Consider the following 22669-nt stretch of genomic DNA (forward strand, 5'->3'; position numbering starts at 1 on the left):
TCAAAATGGATTAGTTCAACGGGGTAAGGTCAGCAGCCATCTATGGCGGTTATGTCTCAAATTGGACCGTTCGTAACGTCGAGGTCGATCATACCGGGTTGGCGAAATCCGGTTCCATCACCTTCCGCACCGGCTGGAACATCACGATCGAAAACAGCACGATCAACGACGTCAACGGCGACGGCATATGGATCGAGAAGATCAAGGGCGTCACGCTCCTCAACAACACCGTCACCAACGCCCACGGCGCTGCGGCGGATACCGTACAGTTAAACGACAGCAGCAACATCGTCATCAGCTGCAATTATTTCGATCAAACAGGTGCCGTGATGCGAGAGGGCGTACTGACGCTCGTCTGGCCCGTGGACGCAGTGATCGAGGGGAACACCATCATCGGCGGCGGCTTCGGGATCAGCGCGCAGCCCGGCACGATATCGCCATCCATGATAACGATATCTCTAGCTATGGCGGCTACAGCTGGTCTTGCGCCATCGGTCTCGGCGACTCGGGCGACACGCGCAACCACGATATATCAGGCAACTATATCCATGACGGCGTCTGGGGCGTATCGATCAGCTCCGCTGGCACGGCGACCTATGTTCGTGAGGTCATTCGATGACCGTGAGCGTCCGGCGAACGCATTTTCGCGTTGTCGAGGGATTGAGCTATAGGACGCGTTTCGTTTCATGACGCGCTCGATTATTTCGGATGCGGTCGGGGGCGAGAGCCATGCGAAGACGGCTTCGATTACGTTATGGCTGCTGCAGGCCATTGGGCCTTCCTCGCTCCCTATAAGCGCCTGGCGGTGTCCGCATCTGCAAGAATACAACTTATAAGAAAATAGTCCAGAAAACGAGGATAAAGGTGAACGAACGGTAACCTAACGTGTGATAATTCACGCAAGGCAAGTTGCACGATAAGGCGAGAAGCGCTCGGCCACCGCAGAGCACGGGCGGCTTGGGGGGCCGCCAACCTTACCCTTCGCGGCGCCCGCCCCGGGGGCCTGAGGGGGTAAGGTCGGAGAGAAATCGGGCTGAATTGCCGCTCAGCTCAGCAGGCCATCCATATGGATGAAGACGGTCAGCGTATCCGCATCGTGATGCTGCGGAGTTCCATCGTTAATCCCATAGCTGAAGGTTTCGCTCACATGCCCGTCTTGGTGGGGGAGCTTCGTTTCATCCAGCGTGTAGGCATAATTGCCTTCTCGATCCACGTGGATAACGCCGGACTCCCCTGTCAGCGTCAGGCCGTGCTTGCCGACGGTTTCGTCGCCGAAGCGGCGAAGCGCCAAGGTTCCTTTGTCGGAGCTTTCGTTGTCCAGAAGATTGCCGCGGTGGGCGTCGCCCGTATCGGTAAAGATCTTCAGGTTATCATGAACAGCGACGATCGCGGGGTCTGCGGCCGCGTGCGTCGCCGCGGCACCCTTGGCGCCGGAGCTCGCAAGCACCGTCTCGACATCGGCGACTGTACGGTTGCCGCTTACGGAAAAGCTGTGCGCATCGACGATCGCAGGCGATATGCTGTAAGCCTTGACGCCGCTCTCGATGGTATTGCTGTAGAAGGAACCCGATGCCGGCCGGTCGACTTTTAGCGCCGATTGCGAGAGGTCGTCGAAGACATTGTCGTGAACCTCGATGTTAGTGCGGACATAGCTGGTGCCGTCGACGGTAGCGGTAATCGCTACGCCCCACGTACCGTCATGGATGTGGTTCCCTGCAATATCATAATCTCTTGAATTGCCCTGATCGCCCAGGCCGATGCCGAAAGACCAGTCGTAACCGTGAAAGCCCGATATATCGTTGTCGCGGATGGCGACATTTTTTCCCGCCGGCGCGCTGATGCCGAAGCCGCCGCCGATGATCGTATTGTCCTCAACCACTGCATCTGTGGCCCGCACCAGCGCTATGACGCCTTTCCAACTGTCGGCTTGCGTCTGATCGAGATGATTGCCCTGGATCAGAATATTGCTGCTGTCGTTCACCTGGACCGCATCGGCCCTGGCGCCATGGCTGTTTGTAACCGTGTTGTTGAGAAGTTTGATGCCATCGACCCTTTCGATCCAGAAACCGTCGCCTTTAACATCAGATATCTTGCTGTCTTCGACCGTGACGTTCTTGCTGTTGCGAAAAGTCACCGACCCCGCTTCTGCCGACGATCCGGCCTTGTCGACCTCGACGTGTCTGACCGTCCAGTTCGAGACATTGCCGCCATAAATGGCCGCACCGCCGCTATTGGATATTTTGAGATTCTCGATGACGATGTTCGATGCGTAAAGGCTGTGAATGCCGTCATCGCCGCTATGGATGACGGGTGCGGCACCCGTGCCGTAGCTGCCGATCTTGATCGGCGCGCTCTCGGTGCCGGAATATTTGATATCGAATTGCTCGTTGAAGACACTTCCCTTGGCGAGCAGCACGCTGTCGCCCGGTTTCAGCGTCAAGGATTCCACTTTGGACAAAGTCGCAAAAGCCGAGTTCTCGCCCGTTCCGCCGTTGCGGTCGGAGCCAGTCGCTGAGTTCACATAGTAGACTGTCATATCACCAATGTTGCCCTGTTCGTCGGATCGCTACATCGCCACTCGAATCGACCGGAACCGGCCGTCCGAACGCGGCGGGGGCAACCCGCCACGGAAAAAGGGCGAGAAGATGTTGTCAATGGGGCAGCAGCCAAGCTCGCGCACCTTCTTCACAGACAACGGCCCGAACTCCGATCAATCGCGAGACAGCTGCAAGCCGGTCTCATAAATCGGCGACCCGGAGGTAATAAATCCCGGCTGTACTATCGTATCTTCCCTCCCCTTAGGACGCGCTGCAGGTGATTCTCCCCGGTCTCCGCTTCAATCCCGAAGGCCTGCCATACCGAGCGCCTCGACGAATTTTGCCACTAGGTCGGCGGGCTGGCGCCCAGCCCAGATCTGTGGACCAGGTGCGATGCGGCGATCCTCTCGCTCGCCATCGTCGAAAGCAAAATGGGGCAGCCGCGACAGTCGCCGCGGCGCGGACACTTGACCGGGATCCCGGCCTCGCCGTTTTGTTTGCACGTGGGCTTTCTCCGGACGTTTATGCTCATGGCGTGGATGCACTCTATCCAATTGTTCGATTTTACCGATCACGCGATCGTTGATAGAGGCGCTTTAGCCACGCTCGGATGTACCTGTCCGGAATTACCAGAGGTCTTGAGCTGGACGCATAGTGATTCATGATGCTTATCACGAGCGTCCTGGCTCCGTCTTAAGCGGTGGTTCGGGTTCTCGCGGGCTATAGCTTATGACATCAATAGCTCGAGGCTTGCCAGCGACGCTGCTGCGCGGCGCCTAATGCCCCTGAAGCAACTATAGAATTCGCAAGGAGATTTTGTCATGCAGTACCGTGAACTCGGCCACAGTGTCCTAACTATTAGACCGCATCGCCGACTGGCTTCCACGCTCCGAGCTTGTGGGCGACCTCGGCATCACCGAAGAGAAACCTCAATAGGACATTCTCTTCCGGAATCGCATAGCCACCTTTGACCGCGAGATTCTGGTTGTGTTCGATCTCCTGGTAAAGCCTGCTGCCGCTGTCAGCTATCAGATCCCGCAGGACCTTGTCAGAGAAGTCGAAGCGAAGCTGCAGCTTGATCGCCATGAGGTCCGGCAGAGCATCCGGCCGCATCGTGACGAGGACCTTTCTGAACTCCTCCGAGCGCAGCAGCATACGTGCGATGTTCTCGGCGCCGACCTGGGCTTTATGGCCCGCCGGGACAATGTGCTTCATCCAGCGAATTCGACGCCGGAAAACCTCATAGATCCGCTTGCCATAGCCCGCCCTCGGCTGCTCTGGCTCATCCCCTTCCGACCCAACCGGCTTGAACGTTCGGATTCTCTGGCGACGCAGCCAGTCTGCATCGGCCACCCAGTCGTGCACCTTTTGCCGTCCCAGGCGCCGTTCAGCTACGGTTTCTATGAGGCCGAGATGGGGGCGTATGAAATCCAACAGTTCCGCAAAGCGATGCTCATAAAGCAAAGTCTGCACGATCTTGCCGATGGTCACCAGGGAGCGCGGTCCTGGTTTCAGGAGGAAGTTTAGACGCCACGCCAGGATCATCCAGACAAACACGACGAGGAAAGCTGCCTGAGGCGGCGTGAAGCTGCCATCTTTTGGGAAAACCAGCCAGGAGCAGGCTCCGACGTTCGGCAATCGGCACGGTTGCCCCAAAAGCGAAAAGAACTCGAAGTAGAGAACAAGCGAGACTGCGAGAAGGGCCAAAGGAATCTAAACGGCAAGGTGCAGCTGCGCGCGTAGTCGCGTCACTGGTGAGACGATTGCGTAAAACGCGATGAAGAGCGCGAGAAAACTAAGGAAGCCGTCCAGAGTCACCGCGTTCCTCCCTTGCCAGTTGGATACACGCTTAAATCCGAAAAACCTTGGCAATTATCGCGTTCAAAGTCGACGTAGTCTCGAAAGATCGGGACCAGGGCGTCGGCCTCAACCGGAGTGTACCCGGGAGATTGGCAAAGGATCACGTAATCGAACGGCTTGGCGGCCCGATAATCTTCAATCGACACCATCTGAAACGGTATTGGCGGTTCTACGGCGTGCGGCAAAGCACGGAGCTCTTCCTTTGAACTCGCATCGCGGAGACGTGGGATGTATCGCAACTCAAGGACGCCGCACGTAGTGTCGAATTCCCGGAAAAAGAAGGGCATAAGATCATCGCCGCTCTGCGCATGATGCACATAGGTCAGCGATCGCAGCCACCGGCACGCCAATGCGTATGAAAGATAGTTGGCCGGCGAAATGCGCTCCCTGCCATGCGGCGGGACAGCCGCAGCGCGCTCACTTGGAGCAAGGCCAAGAAGCCTTCCGCCGATTTCCATCCAGGATAGATCTCCCAAACCGGTCCCGAGATCTGAATGAGCGTCGGTGTGGGTCAGGGTAATCGGCACGGCGCCGTTTTTGGAAAGCGCTTCCAAGATGGGAAATGCTTCATCGTGGTGGACGACATACCAACCCTTGGGTCGCTGAGCGGACGGATCGCGGTTCAATCCGCACGGGCCTTCGAGGAAAACCCGAAGTTGTGCCTCGTTCCAGGGGCGCGTCGTTGACGGTGCCCGAGGCCGTTGGTCGATTGAGCAGACGTCATCTAGAAATATGTCGAGGTCGATATCGGCGATGTTCAAGAGTTGTTTCCGTAGGTCAGGTATGTCCTGAAAAATAACGTTGTTTAAGGGTGCGATTCTCAAGGGCGCGTTGATCTCGATCCATGACAATGAAATGTTACCAACAGAATTTAATCGGCAAATACTGAAAGGATCGAAGAATGAACGAACAACCGCTGGTGCCGACTATTGATGGCATCCTGTCCGGCCTAGTTGTCGAGGGGCAGGGCTATGAGTTCAAGGCACTCCTGAACTTGGATGATCAACGTGGAAAGTCAAACTTCATTGATGATGTCGTGGCGTTCTTGAACGCTGGACCTGGGCACCTAATCGTCGGCGTACATGAAAAGAGGGGGTCTTCGCGCGCTTCGAGCCAATGGAGGGTGATCGCGATGCCCTACAACGCCGCATCACTTCAATCATTCAGGACAACATAGACCCTAAGCCATTGGGCGTTCATGTGAAGTTCCTCGATTTAGACGCGGGAGGGTTCATTCTGTGGCTCGCTCTCCCTGACCATCGCCTGCGGCCGTATCAGAATAAGATTACCGGCGGCTTTTATTTGCGCACCGGTGCGCAAAACACGCCGATCCCCCGTGACCAACTCCACGCGTTGTTTACGCCGATCGAGAAGCTGGAAGCCGATACGGTGCAGCTAATGGAGCGCGAGAATGCGGCTGTCGAGGCGCGCGCCATCATGCAGAACAACGGCGCTACGCTGCATATCGCGATCGTGCCACAAGAGCATTATGAACGGGAGCGGGCGCCTTTCGATACCGGGCGGGGTGGTTGCGCGCAAGAAGGCGATCGCCGAGCCTGAGGCCCTGAAGGCCGCTCTCGTCGCCGCGACCAAGTTGCCCGACACCGTCATCGCCCGCCAGCTCGAGCGTACGGACCTCAGCAGTTCGAAGATCGGCGATGCACAGCGTGCCACCATCGAGGCTGCGGGCCTCGCTCTCCAGCAGGCCAGCGTGCTGAAGCCCGAGGTGGATGTCAAGGCCGTCGTAGCCGACCTGATCGATCCGTCCTTCGGCGCTTCCTTGGGCAATAGGGCCATACCTCCGGAAGAAGGCCGATGGCAATGCTCGATACCGCAGCGCGACAGCCGGAGAACCAGGAAATCGAGAGGCGGCCCGTCCGCCTTTCGGTGTTTGATCGTCCGCTCGTCGGCTTGCTCTTTCCGCTGTCGCTGCTCGCCCTCTGGGAAGCGCTCTTTCGTCTCGGACTGGTCGAGGGGCGTCTCATACCGGCGCCTTCACGCATCTTCGAAACCGTCTTTGCGCTGGTGGTCGGCGGCGAGCTCGCCGGACACGTCGCCATCACCCTGTGGCGCGTGCTCGCAGGCTTCTTCGCCGGCGCGGTGGTCGGCACGGTCCTGGGGGCGCTGACAGGCTATTCGGCCAGCCTCCGACGATTGCTCGATCCGACGCTGCAGGCCTTGCGCGCCATTCCCTCCATCGCCTGGGTTCCGCTGTTCATCCTCTGGTTCGGCATTTTCGAAGCTTCGAAGATCGCCTTGATCGCGGTCGGCGTGTTCTTCCCCGTCTATCTCGGTGTTTATGGCGCGGTGCAGGGGGTCGACCGGAAGAGTGTCGAGGTCGGCCGGGTCTTCCGCCTTTCCGGCCTGGATCTTGTACGACGCATCCTGCTGCCCTCGGTCCTGCCGGGATATGTGCTGGCGTTGCGGGCAGGCCTCGGCCTCGGCTGGATGTTCGTCGTCGCCGCCGAATTCATGGGCGCTTCGCAAGGGCTCGGCTATCTCCTGGTCGATGGTCAGCAGCTCGGAAAGCCCGACCAGATTCTCGCGACGATGCTGGTCTTCGCCGTGGTCGGCAAGTTCACCGATACATGCCTGCTCGCTCTTTCCGCACCTTTCGTGCGCTGGCAGGACAACCATGCCCGGGAGCACTGAGATGCTGGAGATCAGCCACCTCGGAAAGATCTACCCGAACGGGGCGCACGCGCTCGAAGACTTCACGCTGCAGGTCGGTGAGGGTGAGGTCGTGGCCATTATCGGCGGCTCCGGCTGCGGCAAGAGCACCCTGCTGCGGCTGGTCGCAGGTCTTGAACCCGCAACGCGCGGCGAAATCCGGCTTGGCGGCCGCCGTCTCGTCGAGCCGGACGAGCGAGTCAACATCGTCTTCCAGGAGCCGCGACTCTTTCCATGGCTGACGGTCACGGACAATATCGCCTTTGGTCTCAGGCACCTCGACAAGGGAGAGCGGTTGGCACGGGTGGAGGCCGTGCTGTCACGAATGGGCCTGTCGGGATATGGCGGCCGCTGGATTCGCGAGCTCTCCGGCGGTCAGGCGCAGCGCGTTGCACTCGCCCGCGGCCTGGTGACCAGACCTTCCGTGCTCCTGCTCGACGAGCCCTTCTCAGCGCTTGACGCAATGACCCGGACTGACCTGCAGGATCATCTCTCGGATCTCTGGCACGAGAATGGCAGCACTATGCTGCTCGTCACGCATGATATCGAGGAGGCGGTCGCACTCGCTGATCGGATCATTGTGATGCGGCCGTGGCCGGGTCGCATCCTTGAGGTTGTGCCGGTCGATCTGCCACGCAGACGGGACCGCAATTCGCCAGGCTTTGCAAGCGTGAAGCGCGAACTGTCGTTACTCCTGGAACGATCCCTCGACCGCACTGATGACAAACATCTCGCTGGCAGGCGATGAGAGACGATCCCGCCGGGCGGTGCATCCTGGAGACTGCCGCGAGAGAACTGATCTTTTCGAAGCCGCGCGATAGTTGGAAGAAATTCTTTATAAAAACTATAGATTTTCATGATTTCGGCTGAAATCTTCCGCCGCTTTCGACAGGAATGGAATAATGGCAATCGACAAGCCTCTCGACTTTCTATGGTTCATCCCCTCGTCCGGTGACGGCGCCTATCTGTCGGACGATCTCAGCCGCCCGGCGGATCCCGGCTATTTCCGCCAGATCGCGAAAGCTGCCGACCGGCTGGGATATTCCGGCGTGCTTATCCCGACGGGGGCGGCGTGCGAAGAATCCTTCATTCTGGCCGCGGATCTCGCCGCCCATACCCAGCGGCTGAAATTCCTGGTGGCCATTCGGCCGGGCACGGCATCGCCGGCCTATTATGCGCGCCTCGCCGCGACGCTCGACCGCGTTTCCAACGGCCGCCTGCTGATTAACATCGTGGTCGGCGGCAGTGCCCAGGAGCTCGCCGGTGACGGCATTTTCCTGCCGCATGACGAACGCTACGATCATGCCGGCGAGTTCTTCCAGGTGTTCAACTCGCTGGTCGAGACCGGTAAGGCCAACCTCGACGGTAAGTATATCAAGGCCATCGATGCGAGACTTGGCCTGCCCCCGGTACAGGAACCGCGTCCTCCGCTCTATTTCGGCGGCTCGTCCGACGCTGCGATCGCCTTTTCCGGCGGCATCACCGACAAGTACCTGACTTGGGGCGAACCGCCGGCGCAAGTGGCAGAGAAGATTGCCAAGGTCCGCAAGGCCGCTGCGGCGCAGGGCAAGCACGTCACCTTCGGCATCCGTCTCCACTTCATCGTTCGCGAGACCGATGAAGAGGCCTGGGCCGCGGCCGACCGGCTGATTTCCAAGCTCTCCGACGAAACGATTGCCGCAGCGCAGGAGGTGTTCGCGAAGAGTTCGGATTCGGTCGGCCAGGCGCGCATGGTCGCCCTGCATCAGGGACGCCGCGACAAGCTCGAAGTCTCTCCAAATCTCTGGGCGGGGATTGGTCTCGTCCGCACGGGCGCGGGAACCGCGCTGGTCGGATCTCCGAAGACGATCGCGGCACGTCTGAGGGAATATCAGGAACTCGGGATCGATACCGTCATCGCCTCCGGCTATCCGCATCTGGAAGAAGCCTACCGGGTTTCCGAGTTGCTCTTCCCCGAGTTCGGCCTGCCCGGCCCCCATGGCCAGATCCGCTCCTCCTTCGGCGAACGCCGGGTCTTTGGGGGAGGTGGACATGGCGGGAATGTGAAGATCGCATCCGCCTCCTGAGACGCCGCCATTCGCCATCCTCCGCGGCGCTCACACCGCCGCGCTAAAATCGGCTGCCAGCACCGCATCCTTCAGCGCCCGCGAATAGGGATGCTGCGGGTTGTCAGGGACGGGGCGGGCCTGGCCGCGTTCGACGATTTCGCCCTTGCGCATGATGATGTTGTTGTCGCTGATGTAGTAGGCGGTGGCGAGGTCTTGGGTGATGTAGATGATCGAAGGGCCGAGCTCGTTTTTCAGGAGGCCGAACAGGTTGACGATCGCCATGCGCAGCGAAGCGTCGACCATGGAAACCGGCTCGTCGGCAACCAGCAGGCGGGGCTGCGGGATCAACGCGCGGGCGATAGCGAGCCGTTGGAGCTGGCCGCCGGAGAGTTCGTGGGGACAGCGGCCTTTTATCTCTTCAGCGTCAGGCCGACGTGATAGAGCGCGGCATCGGCCATGCGCTCGGCCTCTTTGCGGTCCGGCCGCTTTCCTGAGAAATTCCGGGCCGTCTCGAAGAGGTAGCGGTCGACCCGTTTCAGCGGATTAAAGGCTCCGAAGGGGTTCTGCAGCACCGGCCGGGCATCCTTCATGAGCGCCGTGCGTTCGGATCGGCTATGGATCGAGACGGTCTTGCCAACAAATCCAGCCGCCCTTGCGTCGGCGTGGTCTGGCCGAGGATCATTGCCGCGATCGTCAATTTTCCCGAGCCGGATTCGCCGACGATCGACAGGATCTGCTGTTCGACTCCGACTTCGAAGCTGACGTCCTTGACCGGCGTGATCAGGCGCCGGCCGAGCATGCCGCCTGGCGGTAGACTTTCGTGACATTCGAGAGGTGAAGCAGAGCAGTCAAACCTGATCTCCCGAAGAAGATCGCATAATGGATCGAAGGGAACTGCCCCGGCAGGCAAGCAAGACGATAACATAGTCGTCGGACGTCCCTAGCGGATTTCTTCTCGCCTCTTCATCGACTTGGGCAGAGCCGCCGGCAGGCTAAAGAGCGAGGAGTTACGGGGGAAGCGACTATGCTTGCGGGAGCGAATAGCGCGTCAGAACCGCGTCCTCTCCGTCGATGGTCACTTCGATGACTGCGTTGACCATATCCTGGGCGCCTGGCAGATCCTGCAATATGAGGGCAAACAATTCTCGTTGCTGCGCGGGAAGCACCTGCGGGACAATGATCACTAGGCCCGCATGCAATTACTCTTTTCGCGTACAGCTTCCGGAAGTCGCGGGCATTGTTCGTTACGAACGTAAAATCCGCCTCGGTGATCCGAGGCATCAGGTCTCAATCGGTCTCGCCGCTCAGTCCCAGCCAATTTACATGGAAACAAGCGTGGCCGGGCTGGCCAGAGCTTACTTCAAAATGGATTATTTCAACGGGGCAAGGTCACTACGCATGAGGAATTTCTTGAAGTGAATTGCTAAGCCGCCGTTAGAGGTGTCGCAGGCCTATTCTGGCGCGCCCTCGAGGAGGCCGTCATAGACTGCCATCAGCGCGTTGTTAATAGCCTGTCCAAGAGCATTGCCTGCTTCGCGGACTGCGTCTTCGGTTCCATCACGCGCCGCCTTGGCTAGATCAAAACCCTGTTCGCCGACAATCTGCTTGGCAACCTCGATCGCCCAGATACCAAAGTCACCTCGATTGTCGATTTTGATGCGTTCTTCCATTCTTCGTCCTCTACATCTGCGCAGTGCGCTTCCGCCATGACCAGGCTTATCGATGTCCCGCACCCATGGTGCTTCGTCCCTATGATTGATTTTGCACATCTGCACAAGCTAGCCACGACAAACGTTAGCGTATTGCGTCAGCGCAGCATGTCTACTTGACCATCCGTCGTTTGGATGGCTTCCATCCAAACAATCGATTTTGCGGAAGAAGTGCCATGATCCATAGAGGACATCATTTGATCGCCATCAAATACATTGATGGCCTTCCGAAGCGGTGCGCGAATGGAGGCTTTTAGTAGCAAACGGAACAAATCGGAGCCGTAGCGTCGCGAATGTGCTCTTGGAACGAGGGCTACATCGGACAGCAGACGAATAAGTTTTGTGCGCCAATAGCCATGAAACTCAGTCGCTTAGAAGAGCCTGACTGAAAAAGCCTCCCCAACGCTGAGTGATCGGTCGTACGAATCGACAAAAATTAAATAGGGTCCCCGAATGCACCGAGATTTTCGAAATGACATCCAGGCGTTGCGTGGCTTGGCTGTTTTACTGGTCGTCGTCTATCACGCACGTATTGGGCCGCTTACAGCTGGCTACGTAGGCGTCGACATTTTTTTCGTAATTTCTGGCTTTCTCATCACCAAGTTAGTTAGCACGCAGCTTGAGCAATCACAGTTCAGGTTCTCTGAATTTTATTTACCGACGTGCAAAGCGTCTATTGCCGGCGGAACCGTTGAAAGGCAGCTGTAAAATGTGCCCCTTAGTTGAATCACCGTCGAAATGAGAAACGGATGGACATCGCTCTCCTTTTCACCGGCTTCATAGACGAAATAAGCAATAACCCTAAAACACCCGATGAAGCGTGCGGCCCCTCCGCTGCTCTTCAGGTCGTCTCGCGCTGTGGTTAGAAGCCCGTCTAAGGCGAGTAGTTTTCATTTCACCCTGATGCTGGTTGCATATTAACCGGTCTACGTACGAAATCCTGGGAGGCAAATATCGAGCCCAAATGATTACGCATCGTCAAGATATCGACGGCCTGCGTGCCGTAGCAGTAATTTTTGTGATTCTTTATCACTGTGGATTTGACCGCATTCTCCCCGGTGGATTTATCGGGGTGGACATTTTTTTCGTGATCTCAGGATACCTGATTACCAAAATCATTCTTGCTGACGTTGGGGATGGCCGATTCTCGATTGGAAACTTTTATAGTCGCCGCGCAAAACGAATTCTTCCCGCTGTCGTGGTCATGTATGCCGTTGTGATGGCGGCTTCTTATTTTACGATGCTGCCTTACGAAAGCTTGCGGGTCTTTAAGTCTGTCACTTCCTCCGCACTTTGTGCCTCAAATGCTTACTTCTATTTTACAACTGGATATTTCGATGATTCCTCGGAATTCAATCCAGTCCTGCACACATGGTCGTTGTCGGTCGAAGAGCAGTTCTACATCTTTTTTCCCCTGATCGTCATGCTGGCAGGCCGATATGGGCGCAGGGCAACCGGGATGGCCATAGCCGGGCTTTTTGCGGTCAGTATCATTGCTTCCATTATCACTGTTCCAATCAACCGCTCCGCAGCCTTTTATTTTGTACAGTATCGCGCCTGGGAACTGCTCGTGGGCGCTCTCATCGCAGGACCGGCACTGCCGAAATTCGCTGATGCGCGGATCAACGATGTGCTTTCGGCAATTGGCGCTTTGCTCATCGGCTTCAGCGCATTGCTGCTGTCGAAGACGTCCGAGTTTCCCGGATTGACGGCGTTGCCCGCGACCGCAGGCACGGCGCTGATCATCTGGACCGGCCCAGGCACACTTGTTGGCAAGCTACTCTCGTTGAGGGCCGCCACTGCCATAGGCCTGATCTCATACTCCCTCTATCTGTGGCATTGGCCGATTTGGGTGTTTTCGAACCAGTACGGGGCATGGGAGCATGGCTGGCAATTGGTGCCGATCGCTTTGAGTCTCGTCGTCGGATATGTTTCGTGGCGATTTGTCGAAACGCCGTTCCGAACAATGAGATACCGACCTGCCGTGTCCGTAGCCGCCGGGGCTGCTTCAATCGCATCGGTAGCAATGCTGGCATTTGTCGGGCAACTCGCTGCCGATCAAATGAACGAGGACAACACGGCCGTTGAACGGGTGGCGGAATTTGCTGACTACGACCCTTCCAAGGCCTTTCGCAGTGGACAATGCTTCCTCACGTCAAACGACGGCATCGAAAAATACGATCGTGATGCCTGCCTGGCTCTATCAAACAATCAGCAAAACATAGCGCTTGTCGGTGATAGTCACGCCGCTCATCTATATCCCGGGCTACGAGCGCTTTCGGGCGCCAATGTCATTCAAGCGAACGCATCAGGATGTCGTCCCACTCTCGACGCCGAAGGCGAAGAACGCTGCATCGAACTCATGAACTACATGTTCAAGGATTTCTTGCCGAGTCATAAAGTCGATGTTCTCGTGTTGGCTGGACGCTGGACAAAAGATGACGTGAAACTCATCAGGAAGACGGTGGATTACCTATCACCGTTTGCAAAAAAGATCGTCGTCTTCGGACCAGTGGCAGAGTATAAATCATCCCTGCCGCGGTTGCTCGCACACAGTCTCTACGACAAGCAACCATTTAAAGCCGCCGATCATCTGGTGCCTCGACAACACATCGGTCTGGACATTCAAGACGCGTTGGCCGGAAGCGGGGCAACATACATCTCTACCTATAAGACGATGTGCAACCCAGATTGTGTGGTGTGGACAAAAAGCGGAGACCCGGTCCAATTCGACTATGGGCACTTCACCGCGGACGGCTCCCGCATTCTGATTTCAAGAGTCAAGCAGGCCCTCGTCGTTCAGCGATAAAGGCATGCCCATCACCGCGCTTTTAGTTGAACTAATCCTTCGATCGCGGTTCAGCAGGGATAGGGCGAGGGCATGTGGCGGATGTTTGAACATTCGGACATTCAGATTGTAAACCGCCCATCTTTCATGCGCAAGGCGCGGAGCGCGGCCAAGTGGTCGGGCTGAACAAGCCCCTGCTCGACATGCATGGTGCCATCGTGGGTGATCTGAACCCTTCAAACTGGACCAGTTTTGGTTAGAGTTTTCCGGTGCATTTTCCTGGCTGGGAAAGGAACGGAAGACGATGAAGGCATCGCAGTTTTCGGACGCGCAGAAGGCGTTCATTCTGAAGCAGGGTGATGAAGGTGTGCCGGTGGCGGAGATTTGCCGAAAGGCGGGCATCAGCCAGGCGACCTATTTCAATTGGAAGAAAAAGTACGCTGGCATGTTGCCGCCGGAGATGAAGAAGCTGAAACAGCTCGAAGACGAGAACGCTCGGCTGAAGAAGATCGTCGCGGACCTAACGTTGGACCGCGAGATGCTGCAGGATGTCATCCGCCGAAAGCTTTAAGGCCTGCTCGCAAGCGGGAGGTGGTTAAGGGCATGTGCCGCGATTGGGCGATCTCGATCCGGCAAGCTTGTAGGGCACTGAACTTCGATCGGTCGACCTACCACTACACCTCTCGCCGTGCCGATCAGGCCGGCCTGGAACGTCGTATTCGTGAGATTTGCGAGACCCGTGTCCGTTACGGCTACCGTCGTGTTCATGTACTCCTGGAACGCGAAGGTTGGGGCACCAATATCAAACGAACTTATCGGATTTACAGGGGCTTAGGCCTTCAACTACGAAATAAAACGCCGAAGCGCCGAGTCAAAGCCAAGCTACGGGAGGACCGGCAAAAGGCCGTTGAACCCAACGATGTCTGGGCGATGGACTTCGTTCACGACCAACTCGCGACCGGCAAGAAATTACGAGTGCTGACGGTGGTCGACACCTTCTCGCGCTATGTGCCGGTGCTTGATCCGCGGCATAGCTATCGGGGAGAAGATGTCGTGGAAACATTGGAACGGGTATGCCGGCAGGTCGGCTATCCGAAGACGATCCGTGTCGACCAGGGGACGGAGTTCGTGTCACGCGATCTCGACCTCTGGGCCTATGCCAAAGGCGTGACCTTGGACTTCTCACGCCCTGGCAAGCCGACTGACAACGCCTTCATCGAGGCGTTTAACGGCCGCTTCCGGGCGGAATGCCTGAACCAACACTGGTTCCTGACCCTTGCGGATGCCCGCGAAAAGATGGAGGATTGGCGTAGAGACTACAATGAGGTTCGGCCACATGGTGCGATCGGTAACAAGGTGCCGATCTCGCTGATGAATTCCGGAGGCGCAACCAGCCCGCCTCCCTGAGTGAAGCCGGAAAACTCCAGCCTCCGCTGGTCCAGAATCCTGGGGCGGTTCAAAACCGCCGAGGCTCTAATCGCCGCTGGATGAAAGTTCAGTGGCAGGTCAGGCACGTCAGCAGCTCCATAGCTCATTCCCGCTGCGGAAGATGAGCCTGCTACCACTGTCGGTCAGTTTGAAGCGGTCGAACGGAAGGTTTTCGGGCTTATGGCTCCTGTGGCTCACCTTGTTCAGCGCAGCCGCTAGGCGGACCTGATCGAAAGCAGACCGCTTCTCGCCTGTGGCGGCGTTGACCAGCAAGAACTCGTGTTCGCCGTGACTGCTCCTGCGGTAGGCGAAGGTCTCCTCGGTTACCCAGAAAGGCACTTCGGGGAGATTAACAGCGAGCCGGCGATAGCGGTCGTTGATGGTGAGCGCCCGCTCGAAGTCCGTCACCGCCAGCGGCGGATCCTCAGGGGCCGGACCGTTCGTCAGCGGCTGCGTGCCTGCTCCAGGCACACTGATCAGCGCGGACGTCAAAGCTGCTGTCGTCAACAGGGCGCGTTGCCTGCCTTCAAATTTGTCCATTACCGTTTCCTTTGATTTACACGTCTAATCCCGGTGTGCAGCAGCAGTTTTAGGATGCCACAACCCTGTCGCACAACCGCCGGGTAGTCCCGGCCGTCCGGAAATAGCCATTACCGTTTGAGGTTGAATTGAAGGCGCCCCTGTCTTTGGCTCTATCGAGGAGAAAATCTCGTGCGCAACAGACTGATTTCGAAGTGAAACGCTTCTGGATCGGAGTCGCAAGAATCAGAACCTAAGTCTATCACCTGACAGCGCTGTAGTGGTTCACGTGTTTGATCCATACACCAGCAATCGCCGTGCCAGATGAGAAACTCTCGATAGAAGAACGTCGCGGGGTCGAAACCGCAATGTAGGATTCCTGCATTGTCGGGCAAAGGGCATCTCGATGCGCATACCGCAATGCGATCCAATGCGGCTCCGCAGGCTTGGCGAGTCACATCGCGGCTATAGAGGGACGAAGCGAAAGTCTCGGGCAAGCTCACGGTTGCCATTGGCAATAGCGGCAATCTTGCCAAGGTGCTAGGCCGCGGTTCGTCGATGTCGGCCACTCCAGGACTTCCTGGCGCTGGCGCGTTGAATTCGACCTTAAGATTCGAAGCGCCGGGCGAAGCCGCGGTCGCGACCTCGCGTCAGCGATGCAGCTCGCGTGTTTTGGCATAGCAGCGAGCCTCGAGAACTCCTCGGCCGCAACTGTATCCGCCAGCTATCCCCGAAATCATAATGGTACCTGGAGGAAGCTGCGTCTCGACCGTGGCTGAACAATAAGAATGGGAAGCCCTTCGGCCAAATCTTGATTGTCATTCATTCTCGAGCTCCCAGTCTGTAAACTCGATCTTCGCCGCTCTATCCTTCGATTGGCATGAGATTTGCCCAATGTACGTGGCAGACTTCAGGCCTCGAGACATGTGCAGAAGGGAGAGAAGGTACAGTGAAGAGCTTTTCCATTCCAGATCACGTTGCCTCGATGTTGGTGAGAGACCTGAATCTATCAAATCTCCCGGCATGGTGCCAACGGCGATCGGAGATCCACACGCGGCCGTTGCTCGCGTCGATAGCGGGCCCGATATTTTCTATTTCACCACAATCATGGACGGGCTACCTGCGTCATCACCCACGCGTGCAGCCAGCGCAAAGTGTTAGCGGATGTCGAAACTTTTCAAGCCTTCCCCAGCATCTTCTCCTCCGCACTTAGAAGTTGCAAGTCGCATCGCGAAGCCGATGCGATGGCGGACAATTCACAAACGAGCACAAGGAAATCCTTACGTGAGATCCTCACCGAAAGAGACCGCCACCGCGGCCATCCCGCTTCATCGAGTGCATCCCCCGTATTTCTGCAAGGGGATGATCCTTGCTGCGACCGTGATCGTCCTCGTACCGAATAGTCAGGTTTCGGCTGAGGACAAGGGTGCATGTCTTGCTTATAAGAATGGGAAGATTGAGTGCGCGGATACAGAACTTGAACCGCGCGAAGAATGGGGAGAATACCAAACATGTGCCTATTATCGCGGCGAAATATCTAACGAATGCATGCGAATAATCAGAGGGTGGTACCGGGAGAGTCGCCGCGAGATTCCACCGCGCCGAGCTTTAAGAGCAGTCGGCGACGAGGTCACGAGCCCGGTAAAATCCGCGACAGCCTGGCAAACCGTTCACCACTTACATCAGGCAGCCTTCGTTGGTGAGAGCAAGGAGTTAGAAGAACTTGCAGCCTCAGTTGGTTGGGAGAGGAAGAAGATGGAAGAACTTCCAGCGGGTACAAAGTTTAACCACGCTAATAGGGATGGGGTGTGGGGCGGTTCAGGGCAAAGCGGGCACACGGGCGAAGCAATTTGGATGACCTCAGAAAACGATGTAAACGCGGCACGCGGCTATGCAGGTAGTTCTGGAAAGTACTTTGTTGTCGAGGCGCAAAAGCCCCTTAAATTAGCGGTCATGGATGAGCAGGGTACTCAAGTGGAACCTGACGAACTAAGCGCATGGGCTACCTTGGCGCAGAGATACGGCTTGGATGGAGTGAAGACGGAATATGGAAGCTCGTACGAGGTGGTTTTATTTGACAGAAGCAAGATTGCACCTGTGGAAGAACGTGGTTTTAATTAGCACAGACGCCAGCACGACGCCATCGAGATAGGTGCCGTCCTCGTTGAGGCGGATGAAGTTTGGGAGTTCGGTCATGTACTGTCTCCTAAGTGCGTGTTTCCCGAAGGGAAAGCCCTTTCGGGCGAAGCCTCCCCGGACAGAGGGGAGGGCGAAAAGCCCGCCCCACGGCGGCGGGCGGACTGTCAACTGGCGTTGCGCGGTAGGTGCGGGATCTTCTCAGGTCCGCTCGCGGACTGGCACGGAAGATTTTCCACCTTCACGGGCCGCTTGACCGGCCTGGCCGACGATGTCATGGGGCGGAAACAAGCGGCATCGTCAACTTAACGGAATGTGGAATTGGATGTGCGATGAAGGCTCATGACAGACCGTGATCCACTCTATCGCCGACATCGCTTTCCCGCTGAAGTTATTGCCCACGCCGTGTGGCTCTATTTCCGTTTCCCTCTGAGCCTGCAAGTGGTCGAGGACTTGCTGGCTGCCCGTAGGATCGTCGATCATCCGGTCGGCTTGGGGACAAGTGGCATCTCGATGAAGCCGTTGTTTCAATCCGCGGCAAGAAGCATTGGCTGGCGCGCAGTTGATCACGACGGTTTCGTCTTGGAGGTTCTCGTACAAAGCCGCCGAAATGCAAAGGCTGCCAATCGCCTGATGGGTCAGGGACGGTCGCCGCGTGCGATGATCACCGACAAGCTGCAGTCCTACGGCGCGGCAAAGCGAGAGATCATGCGGGTAGAGCATCGCTCCCACAAAGGGATGAATAATCGGGCGGAGAATTCACACCAACCAGTCCGGCGGCGAGAGCGGATCATGAAGCGCTTCAAGTCACAGCCACATCTACAACGCTTCGTCTCCATCATGATCCGATCGCCAACCGATTTCAAATCCCGCGCCACGACATCTCCTCGGCCACCAACGCGAACTGCGCACGGCGGCGATGAGCCTGTGGGCCAAAATTGCCCGATCATGAGAGATATCTGCGGATGGCGTCTTTCGCTGGCCTTTCATCCGTTAAGTTTACGATGCCTCCAAAACCTGATCATTCAGGGCCGCCAAAGCAAACATCGACATCCAGTGTTTCGGCCGCTACACGCCAGTGGCTCGAGTGGATTTCAAGCAGGGAACCTACAGGAAAGCCTGAACGTCGGGCCAACACCCCCAGGCGGCTCACGGGAGCTGCCTCATCGCTTAAGAGTGCCTTGGGCAGGCACAAGGATTGGAATGATACGGTCCGGTCCAAATCCTTGGCCTCCCCAGGGCGCGCGCAGGGACGCCATCTGCCGTCAGCCCGTCGGCTAGCGCAGACGCCTCTGTGTCTACCGGAGTACTTTGCTCAGGCACGGTTCTTCACCCGTCAGTCGCGTCGGTAGGTTTCAGAGCTCATGCCGCCATCGGAACCGATTTCTATTGTCACTTTGCCGGCCGCAATACTGAGGTTTTCCCGGAGTTAGCGCCACAGTAGACGATCTGGCACGGTTCTTGAGGGTCGCTTTGAGACCGATCACGGTGACAAGCGCGTTGTTCGAACCTCTCGTCTGCTCAAAACACAACCTGGAACTGCACGATGCAAAACAAGGCCATGAACTGCGAGTATCCAGCCATCTCAAAACGCGAAAAAGCATGCCTCGCCTGGACCGCGAAAGGTAAATCATCGCGGGCGATCGGGAAGGCATTGAGCATATCGGAGCACACGGTAAATTGTCATCTTAGAAATGCCATGCGAAAGTTAAACTGCAGCAGCAGAATGACTGCTGCCTTGAAAGCCGTTGAGCTCGGATTCATCAGATTGCATGATGAACCGGATCTATAGCTCGCATCGGGAGCTGCGGGACTAACCCCGAATGTGAGTAGAGGGGCCTTATCTGCCCAAGGCGCATCCGGCCGACCGTTACCGCGACATCGAAGCCTTCAAACGCAACCAGGCGATCAGGCTTGCCAATGCCAGTTGACATTCCAATCCAACCCGACGAGGTTTTCCCATGGGAAGCATCACCGACACCACGATCGATTACAGCGTCCACCCGCGCGTCAATTCCACCGATCCCTTCACGCCCCGTCCGCGCCCGGTCAAGCCGGCGCATGTGATCGGGAGCGACGTCGAGGCCATCCAGATCGCCGAGACTCTGGCCGCGAGCTTCAAGGTCGGGGCAGCATTGCGTGACCGTGAGGGACTGCTGCCGATCGCCGAGCTCGACGCCTATTCGCAGAGCGGTCTCTGGAGCATCAACGTGCCGAAAGCCTATGGTGGTCCGGAAGTCTCCTATGCCACGCTCGCCAAGGTGATCGCCATCATCGCTGCAGCCGATCCGGCCATCGCGCAGATCACCCAGAACCATCTGGCGATCGTCGCGACCGTCGATCTCGACGGCACGCCAGAGCAGAAGAAGCTGTTCTTCGGCTGGGCGCTCGAAGGGATCCGATACGGCAATGCCTTCTCCGAACTGAAGAGCAAGACGGTCGCCGATTTCGAGACCAAGGTCGTTCATGACGGCGACGAGGTGATCGTCGACGGCGAGAAATTCTACACGACCGGCGCGCTGCTTGCCCATATCGTGCCGATCGTCGGTGTCGACGAGACCGGCCAGGGCTATCTCGTCTTTGCCGACCGCGATGCCACCGGTCTCACCGTCACCAACAACTGGTCGAGCTTCGGTCAGCGCACCACCGCCTCGGGTTCGGTCAAGATCGAAAATGTGCGCGTGCCGAAGGCGCGGGCGCTGAAGGTCACCTCTTTCGACCATCCGACGGTGGGCGGCCCCGTCTCGCAGATCATCCAGTCGGCGATCGATGTCGGCATCGCCCGGGGCACGATCGACGATACGATCGAGTTCGTCAGCAAATATAGCCGCCCCTGGATCGACAGCGGCAAGGCGACGGCCGGCGAAGACCTCTTCACCATCGCCCAGATCGGCGACCTGAAGATCAAGCTGCATGCGGCCGAAGCGCTGCTCGAGATCGCCGGCCACGCGATCGACGCGGCGCGCGCCAATCCGACGCTGGAGACGGTCTCGGAGGCGACGATCAAGACAGGCGAATCCAAGGTTCTGACGACGGAGATTGCGATCCTGTCGACGAACAAACTGTTCGAACTTGCGGGAGCGCGCTCGACCCTCGCCGAGCATGGACTCGACCGCCACTGGCGCAATGCCCGCGTCCATACGCTGCATGATCCGGTGCGCTGGAAGTTCTACCACGTCGGCAATTATTATCTGAACGGCGTCCATCCGCCGCGCCACGCCTGGAACTGAGCCCAAGATGAGCACGAATGATCGCAAGCTGCACCGGGAGGCCGCGCTCACCGCCGGCCGTCCTGCGCCGCACATCGCCCCGCGTCGGAGCCTGGCCCATGTCATCCGCGATGATGCGGAGGCCATCAGGATCGCCAGGGACCTTGCGCTTGAATTCGCGGTCGGTGCCGCCCAGCGGGACCGCGAACGACGCCTTCCGCTCGCCGAGATCGACCGCTTCTCGCAGAGCGGTCTCTGGGCGATCGGCATCCCGAAAGCCTATGGCGGCGCCGGCGTCTCGGCGGTGACGCTGGCCGAGGTCACCGCCATCATCTCGGCTGCGGATTCCTCGATCGGGCAGATCCCGCAGAACCATTTCTACATGCTGGAGGCGTTGCGACTGAACGGCAGCGAGGAGCAGAAGCAGCACTACTTCCGGCGCGCGCTGGAAGGTGACCGTCTTGGCAACGCCTTCACCGAGATCGGCACGAAGACGCCGGTCGACTTCAAGACGCATTTCGCCGATCGCAACGGAAAGCTCTACCTGAACGGGCAGAAGTTTTACGCGACCGGCTCCCTCTTCGCCCACATCGTCGTCGCCGTGGCAAAGGGACCGAACGGCCGCGTCCATCTGATCTTCATCGACCGGGCGACTCCGGGGCTCGACTTCGTCGACGACTGGTCGTCCTTCGGGCAGCGTTCGACGGGCAGCGGCACCGTAACCTTCGACGACGTCGAAGTGACGCCGTTCCAGATCGTCGACCATGATGGAAGCTTCGAACAGCCGACGCCGATGGGTCCTTTCGCGCAGATCATCCATGCCGCCGTGCAGGTCGGCATCGCGCGCGGGGCGCTCGCCGAAACGATTTCCTATGTTCGAGCCCATGCGCGGCCATTTTTCGAACTTGCGATCGAGCACGGTTATGAGGATCCGCACACCATACACGGCGTCGGCGACGTGGCGATCAGAGTGCATGCGGCCGATGCGCTGCTCGCAAGGGCCGGCCGGATTGTCGACCGCGCCACCACAGAACCGACGGCGGTGAACGTAGCCGAGGCATCGATCGCTGTCGCGGAGGTCAAGGCGCTCGCGACGGAAGTGGCGCAGCTTGCCGCCACCAAGCTTATCGAGTTCGGTGGGGCGCGTTCGACGCTCGAAAGCTATGGGCTCGACCGCTTCTGGCGCAATGCCCGGACGCATTCGCTGCATGATCCGGTGCGCTGGAAATACCACCATATCGGAAACTTCTATCTGAACGGTATCCTGCCCCCGCGGCACGGCGCCCTCTGATTTTTAGATCGGGTTCTGTGGAGATACGAATGGAATCGCGCCTCGACATTGCCCTTGTCGCTCTGATCCGCCCCTGGTCAGACTCCTGGCGCTGTTGGTTGTTTCCTCGACGCGGGCGATGTCGCTCGCCGTGGCCGCGGTTCGTCATCAAGCCTCCATTGCCGGTAAGATGCCAAAGCGTCTTCAGTGCGGTGTGATTGCTCATCACCGGTCTGAATCATTCGAAGTTAAGTCTCACTAATTTTCCCGCTGGACTGAACGAATCAAGACACCAAGTTGCCGAGTTGTCCTTCTGGCCGGCGACGACCCGATCCCCATTGTTCACGCGCTTTGCCGCTGCAGGAGCGATACTTTAGCTTGGAGCCGAAAAAAACCAGCAGAAGGCCGGTGGACGGCTATAGACGGGTAGTCAGGTAGTCGCTATTCGTGATTTCCCGACTTAGCATCAAATCATTCCGTGGATCCAAGGCCTCT

General features: G+C 57.9%; 17 protein-coding genes and 5 pseudogenes. 15 read left to right on the plus strand and 7 right to left on the minus strand.

The annotated features are described in order from the left end of the window. Positions 1 to 32: 32 nt before the first annotated feature. Positions 33 to 607, plus strand: a pseudogene (locus NXC14_RS22570) (right-handed parallel beta-helix repeat-containing protein); the annotation flags it as partial. A gap of 438 nt (positions 608 to 1045) precedes the next feature. On the opposite strand, the gene NXC14_RS22575 reads toward NXC14_RS22570, so the two are convergent. The 3 genes from NXC14_RS22575 to NXC14_RS22590 form a co-directional block, all read right to left on the minus strand. Continuing rightward, positions 1046 to 2536, minus strand: a complete 1491-nt coding sequence (locus NXC14_RS22575) for a right-handed parallel beta-helix repeat-containing protein (RefSeq protein ID WP_085780341.1) — start codon at positions 2534 to 2536, stop codon at positions 1046 to 1048. Positions 2537 to 3395: 859 nt separating this feature from the next. Continuing rightward, entirely contained in the window at positions 3396 to 4175 is a 780-nt protein-coding gene (locus NXC14_RS22585) for a hypothetical protein (protein WP_085780342.1), read from the minus strand. 176 nt (positions 4176 to 4351) lie between these two features. Further along, positions 4352 to 5158, minus strand: coding sequence for a hypothetical protein (locus NXC14_RS22590; RefSeq protein ID WP_085780343.1), 807 nt, complete (start codon positions 5156 to 5158; stop codon positions 4352 to 4354). Between the two features lie 140 nt (positions 5159 to 5298). On the opposite strand from NXC14_RS22590, the gene NXC14_RS32595 reads away from it, so the two are divergent. The 6 genes and pseudogenes from NXC14_RS32595 (at position 5299) to ssuD (ending at position 9133) form a co-directional block, all read left to right on the plus strand. After that, positions 5299 to 5574, plus strand: coding sequence for an RNA-binding domain-containing protein (locus NXC14_RS32595; RefSeq protein WP_157131470.1), 276 nt, complete (start codon positions 5299 to 5301; stop codon positions 5572 to 5574). A gap of 23 nt (positions 5575 to 5597) precedes the next feature. After that, positions 5598 to 5957, plus strand: coding sequence for a hypothetical protein (locus NXC14_RS22595; protein ID WP_157131471.1), 360 nt, complete (start codon positions 5598 to 5600; stop codon positions 5955 to 5957). Next, positions 5929 to 6168: pseudogene (locus NXC14_RS33525) on the plus strand (aliphatic sulfonates ABC transporter substrate-binding protein); the annotation flags it as partial. The gene NXC14_RS22595 and the pseudogene NXC14_RS33525, both read left to right, overlap by 29 nt. Before the next feature lie 50 nt (positions 6169 to 6218). Beyond that, a complete protein-coding gene (locus tag NXC14_RS22605; RefSeq protein WP_245362205.1) occupies positions 6219 to 7049 on the plus strand; it encodes an ABC transporter permease in 831 nt (276 codons plus the stop codon). Between the two features lies 1 nt (position 7050). Then, positions 7051 to 7815, plus strand: a complete 765-nt coding sequence (locus tag NXC14_RS22610) for an ABC transporter ATP-binding protein (RefSeq protein ID WP_085780346.1) — start codon at positions 7051 to 7053, stop codon at positions 7813 to 7815. A 151-nt stretch (positions 7816 to 7966) separates the two neighbouring features. Next, positions 7967 to 9133 (plus strand): FMNH2-dependent alkanesulfonate monooxygenase, encoded by a 1167-nt coding sequence (gene ssuD, locus NXC14_RS22615; RefSeq protein ID WP_157131472.1) that lies wholly within the window; start codon positions 7967 to 7969, stop codon positions 9131 to 9133. A gap of 30 nt (positions 9134 to 9163) precedes the next feature. Here the strand turns inward: ssuD and NXC14_RS22620 are convergent. The 3 genes and pseudogenes from NXC14_RS22620 to NXC14_RS22630 form a co-directional block, all read right to left on the minus strand. Next, positions 9164 to 9967 (minus strand): annotated as a pseudogene (locus tag NXC14_RS22620) (ABC transporter ATP-binding protein). A 170-nt stretch (positions 9968 to 10137) separates the two neighbouring features. Beyond that, a pseudogene (locus NXC14_RS33975) lies at positions 10138 to 10489 on the minus strand (DUF5615 family PIN-like protein). 77 nt (positions 10490 to 10566) lie between these two features. Continuing rightward, entirely contained in the window at positions 10567 to 10785 is a 219-nt protein-coding gene (locus NXC14_RS22630; protein WP_085780348.1) for a hypothetical protein, read from the minus strand. Positions 10786 to 11277: 492 nt separating this feature from the next. Here NXC14_RS22630 and NXC14_RS22635 point away from each other — a divergent pair, with 492 nt between their 5' ends. From NXC14_RS22635 to NXC14_RS22645, 3 genes are all read left to right on the plus strand, one after another. Beyond that, complete coding sequence (locus NXC14_RS22635; protein ID WP_085780349.1) at positions 11278 to 11532, plus strand: acyltransferase; 255 nt, start codon at positions 11278 to 11280, stop codon at positions 11530 to 11532. 256 nt (positions 11533 to 11788) lie between these two features. Next, the gene (locus NXC14_RS22640; protein WP_085780350.1) at positions 11789 to 13633 is read left to right on the plus strand and encodes an acyltransferase family protein; all 1845 of its coding nucleotides are present in this window, start codon (positions 11789 to 11791) and stop codon (positions 13631 to 13633) included. A gap of 283 nt (positions 13634 to 13916) precedes the next feature. After that, positions 13917 to 15019, plus strand: a protein-coding gene (locus NXC14_RS22645; protein WP_157131457.1) for an IS3 family transposase whose coding sequence is annotated in 2 segments (ribosomal slippage) — positions 13917 to 14178 and positions 14178 to 15019 — 1104 coding nt in all. Because the reading frame shifts where the segments join, the coding sequence is not laid out codon by codon here. 108 nt (positions 15020 to 15127) lie between these two features. Here the strand turns inward: NXC14_RS22645 and NXC14_RS22650 are convergent. Then, complete coding sequence (locus tag NXC14_RS22650; protein WP_085780351.1) at positions 15128 to 15580, minus strand: hypothetical protein; 453 nt, start codon at positions 15578 to 15580, stop codon at positions 15128 to 15130. Positions 15581 to 16723: 1143 nt separating this feature from the next. On the opposite strand from NXC14_RS22650, the gene NXC14_RS22655 reads away from it, so the two are divergent. The 5 genes and pseudogenes from NXC14_RS22655 to NXC14_RS22675 all read left to right on the plus strand — a co-directional run bounded on the left by NXC14_RS22655 (position 16724) and on the right by NXC14_RS22675 (position 22195). After that, the gene (locus NXC14_RS22655; protein ID WP_245362206.1) at positions 16724 to 17680 is read left to right on the plus strand and encodes a hypothetical protein; all 957 of its coding nucleotides are present in this window, start codon (positions 16724 to 16726) and stop codon (positions 17678 to 17680) included. Between the two features lie 357 nt (positions 17681 to 18037). Then, positions 18038 to 18647: pseudogene (locus NXC14_RS22660) on the plus strand (IS6 family transposase). A gap of 609 nt (positions 18648 to 19256) precedes the next feature. Further along, complete coding sequence (locus NXC14_RS22665; protein WP_244920109.1) at positions 19257 to 19487, plus strand: helix-turn-helix transcriptional regulator; 231 nt, start codon at positions 19257 to 19259, stop codon at positions 19485 to 19487. A 169-nt stretch (positions 19488 to 19656) separates the two neighbouring features. Continuing rightward, the gene (locus NXC14_RS22670; protein WP_085780293.1) at positions 19657 to 20925 is read left to right on the plus strand and encodes an SfnB family sulfur acquisition oxidoreductase; all 1269 of its coding nucleotides are present in this window, start codon (positions 19657 to 19659) and stop codon (positions 20923 to 20925) included. 7 nt (positions 20926 to 20932) lie between these two features. Beyond that, a complete protein-coding gene (locus tag NXC14_RS22675; RefSeq protein WP_085780294.1) occupies positions 20933 to 22195 on the plus strand; it encodes an SfnB family sulfur acquisition oxidoreductase in 1263 nt (420 codons plus the stop codon). Positions 22196 to 22669: the final 474 nt, after the last annotated feature.

Source organism: Rhizobium sp. NXC14, assembly GCF_002117485.1.
In the GTDB taxonomy this organism is placed as follows: domain Bacteria; phylum Pseudomonadota; class Alphaproteobacteria; order Rhizobiales; family Rhizobiaceae; genus Rhizobium.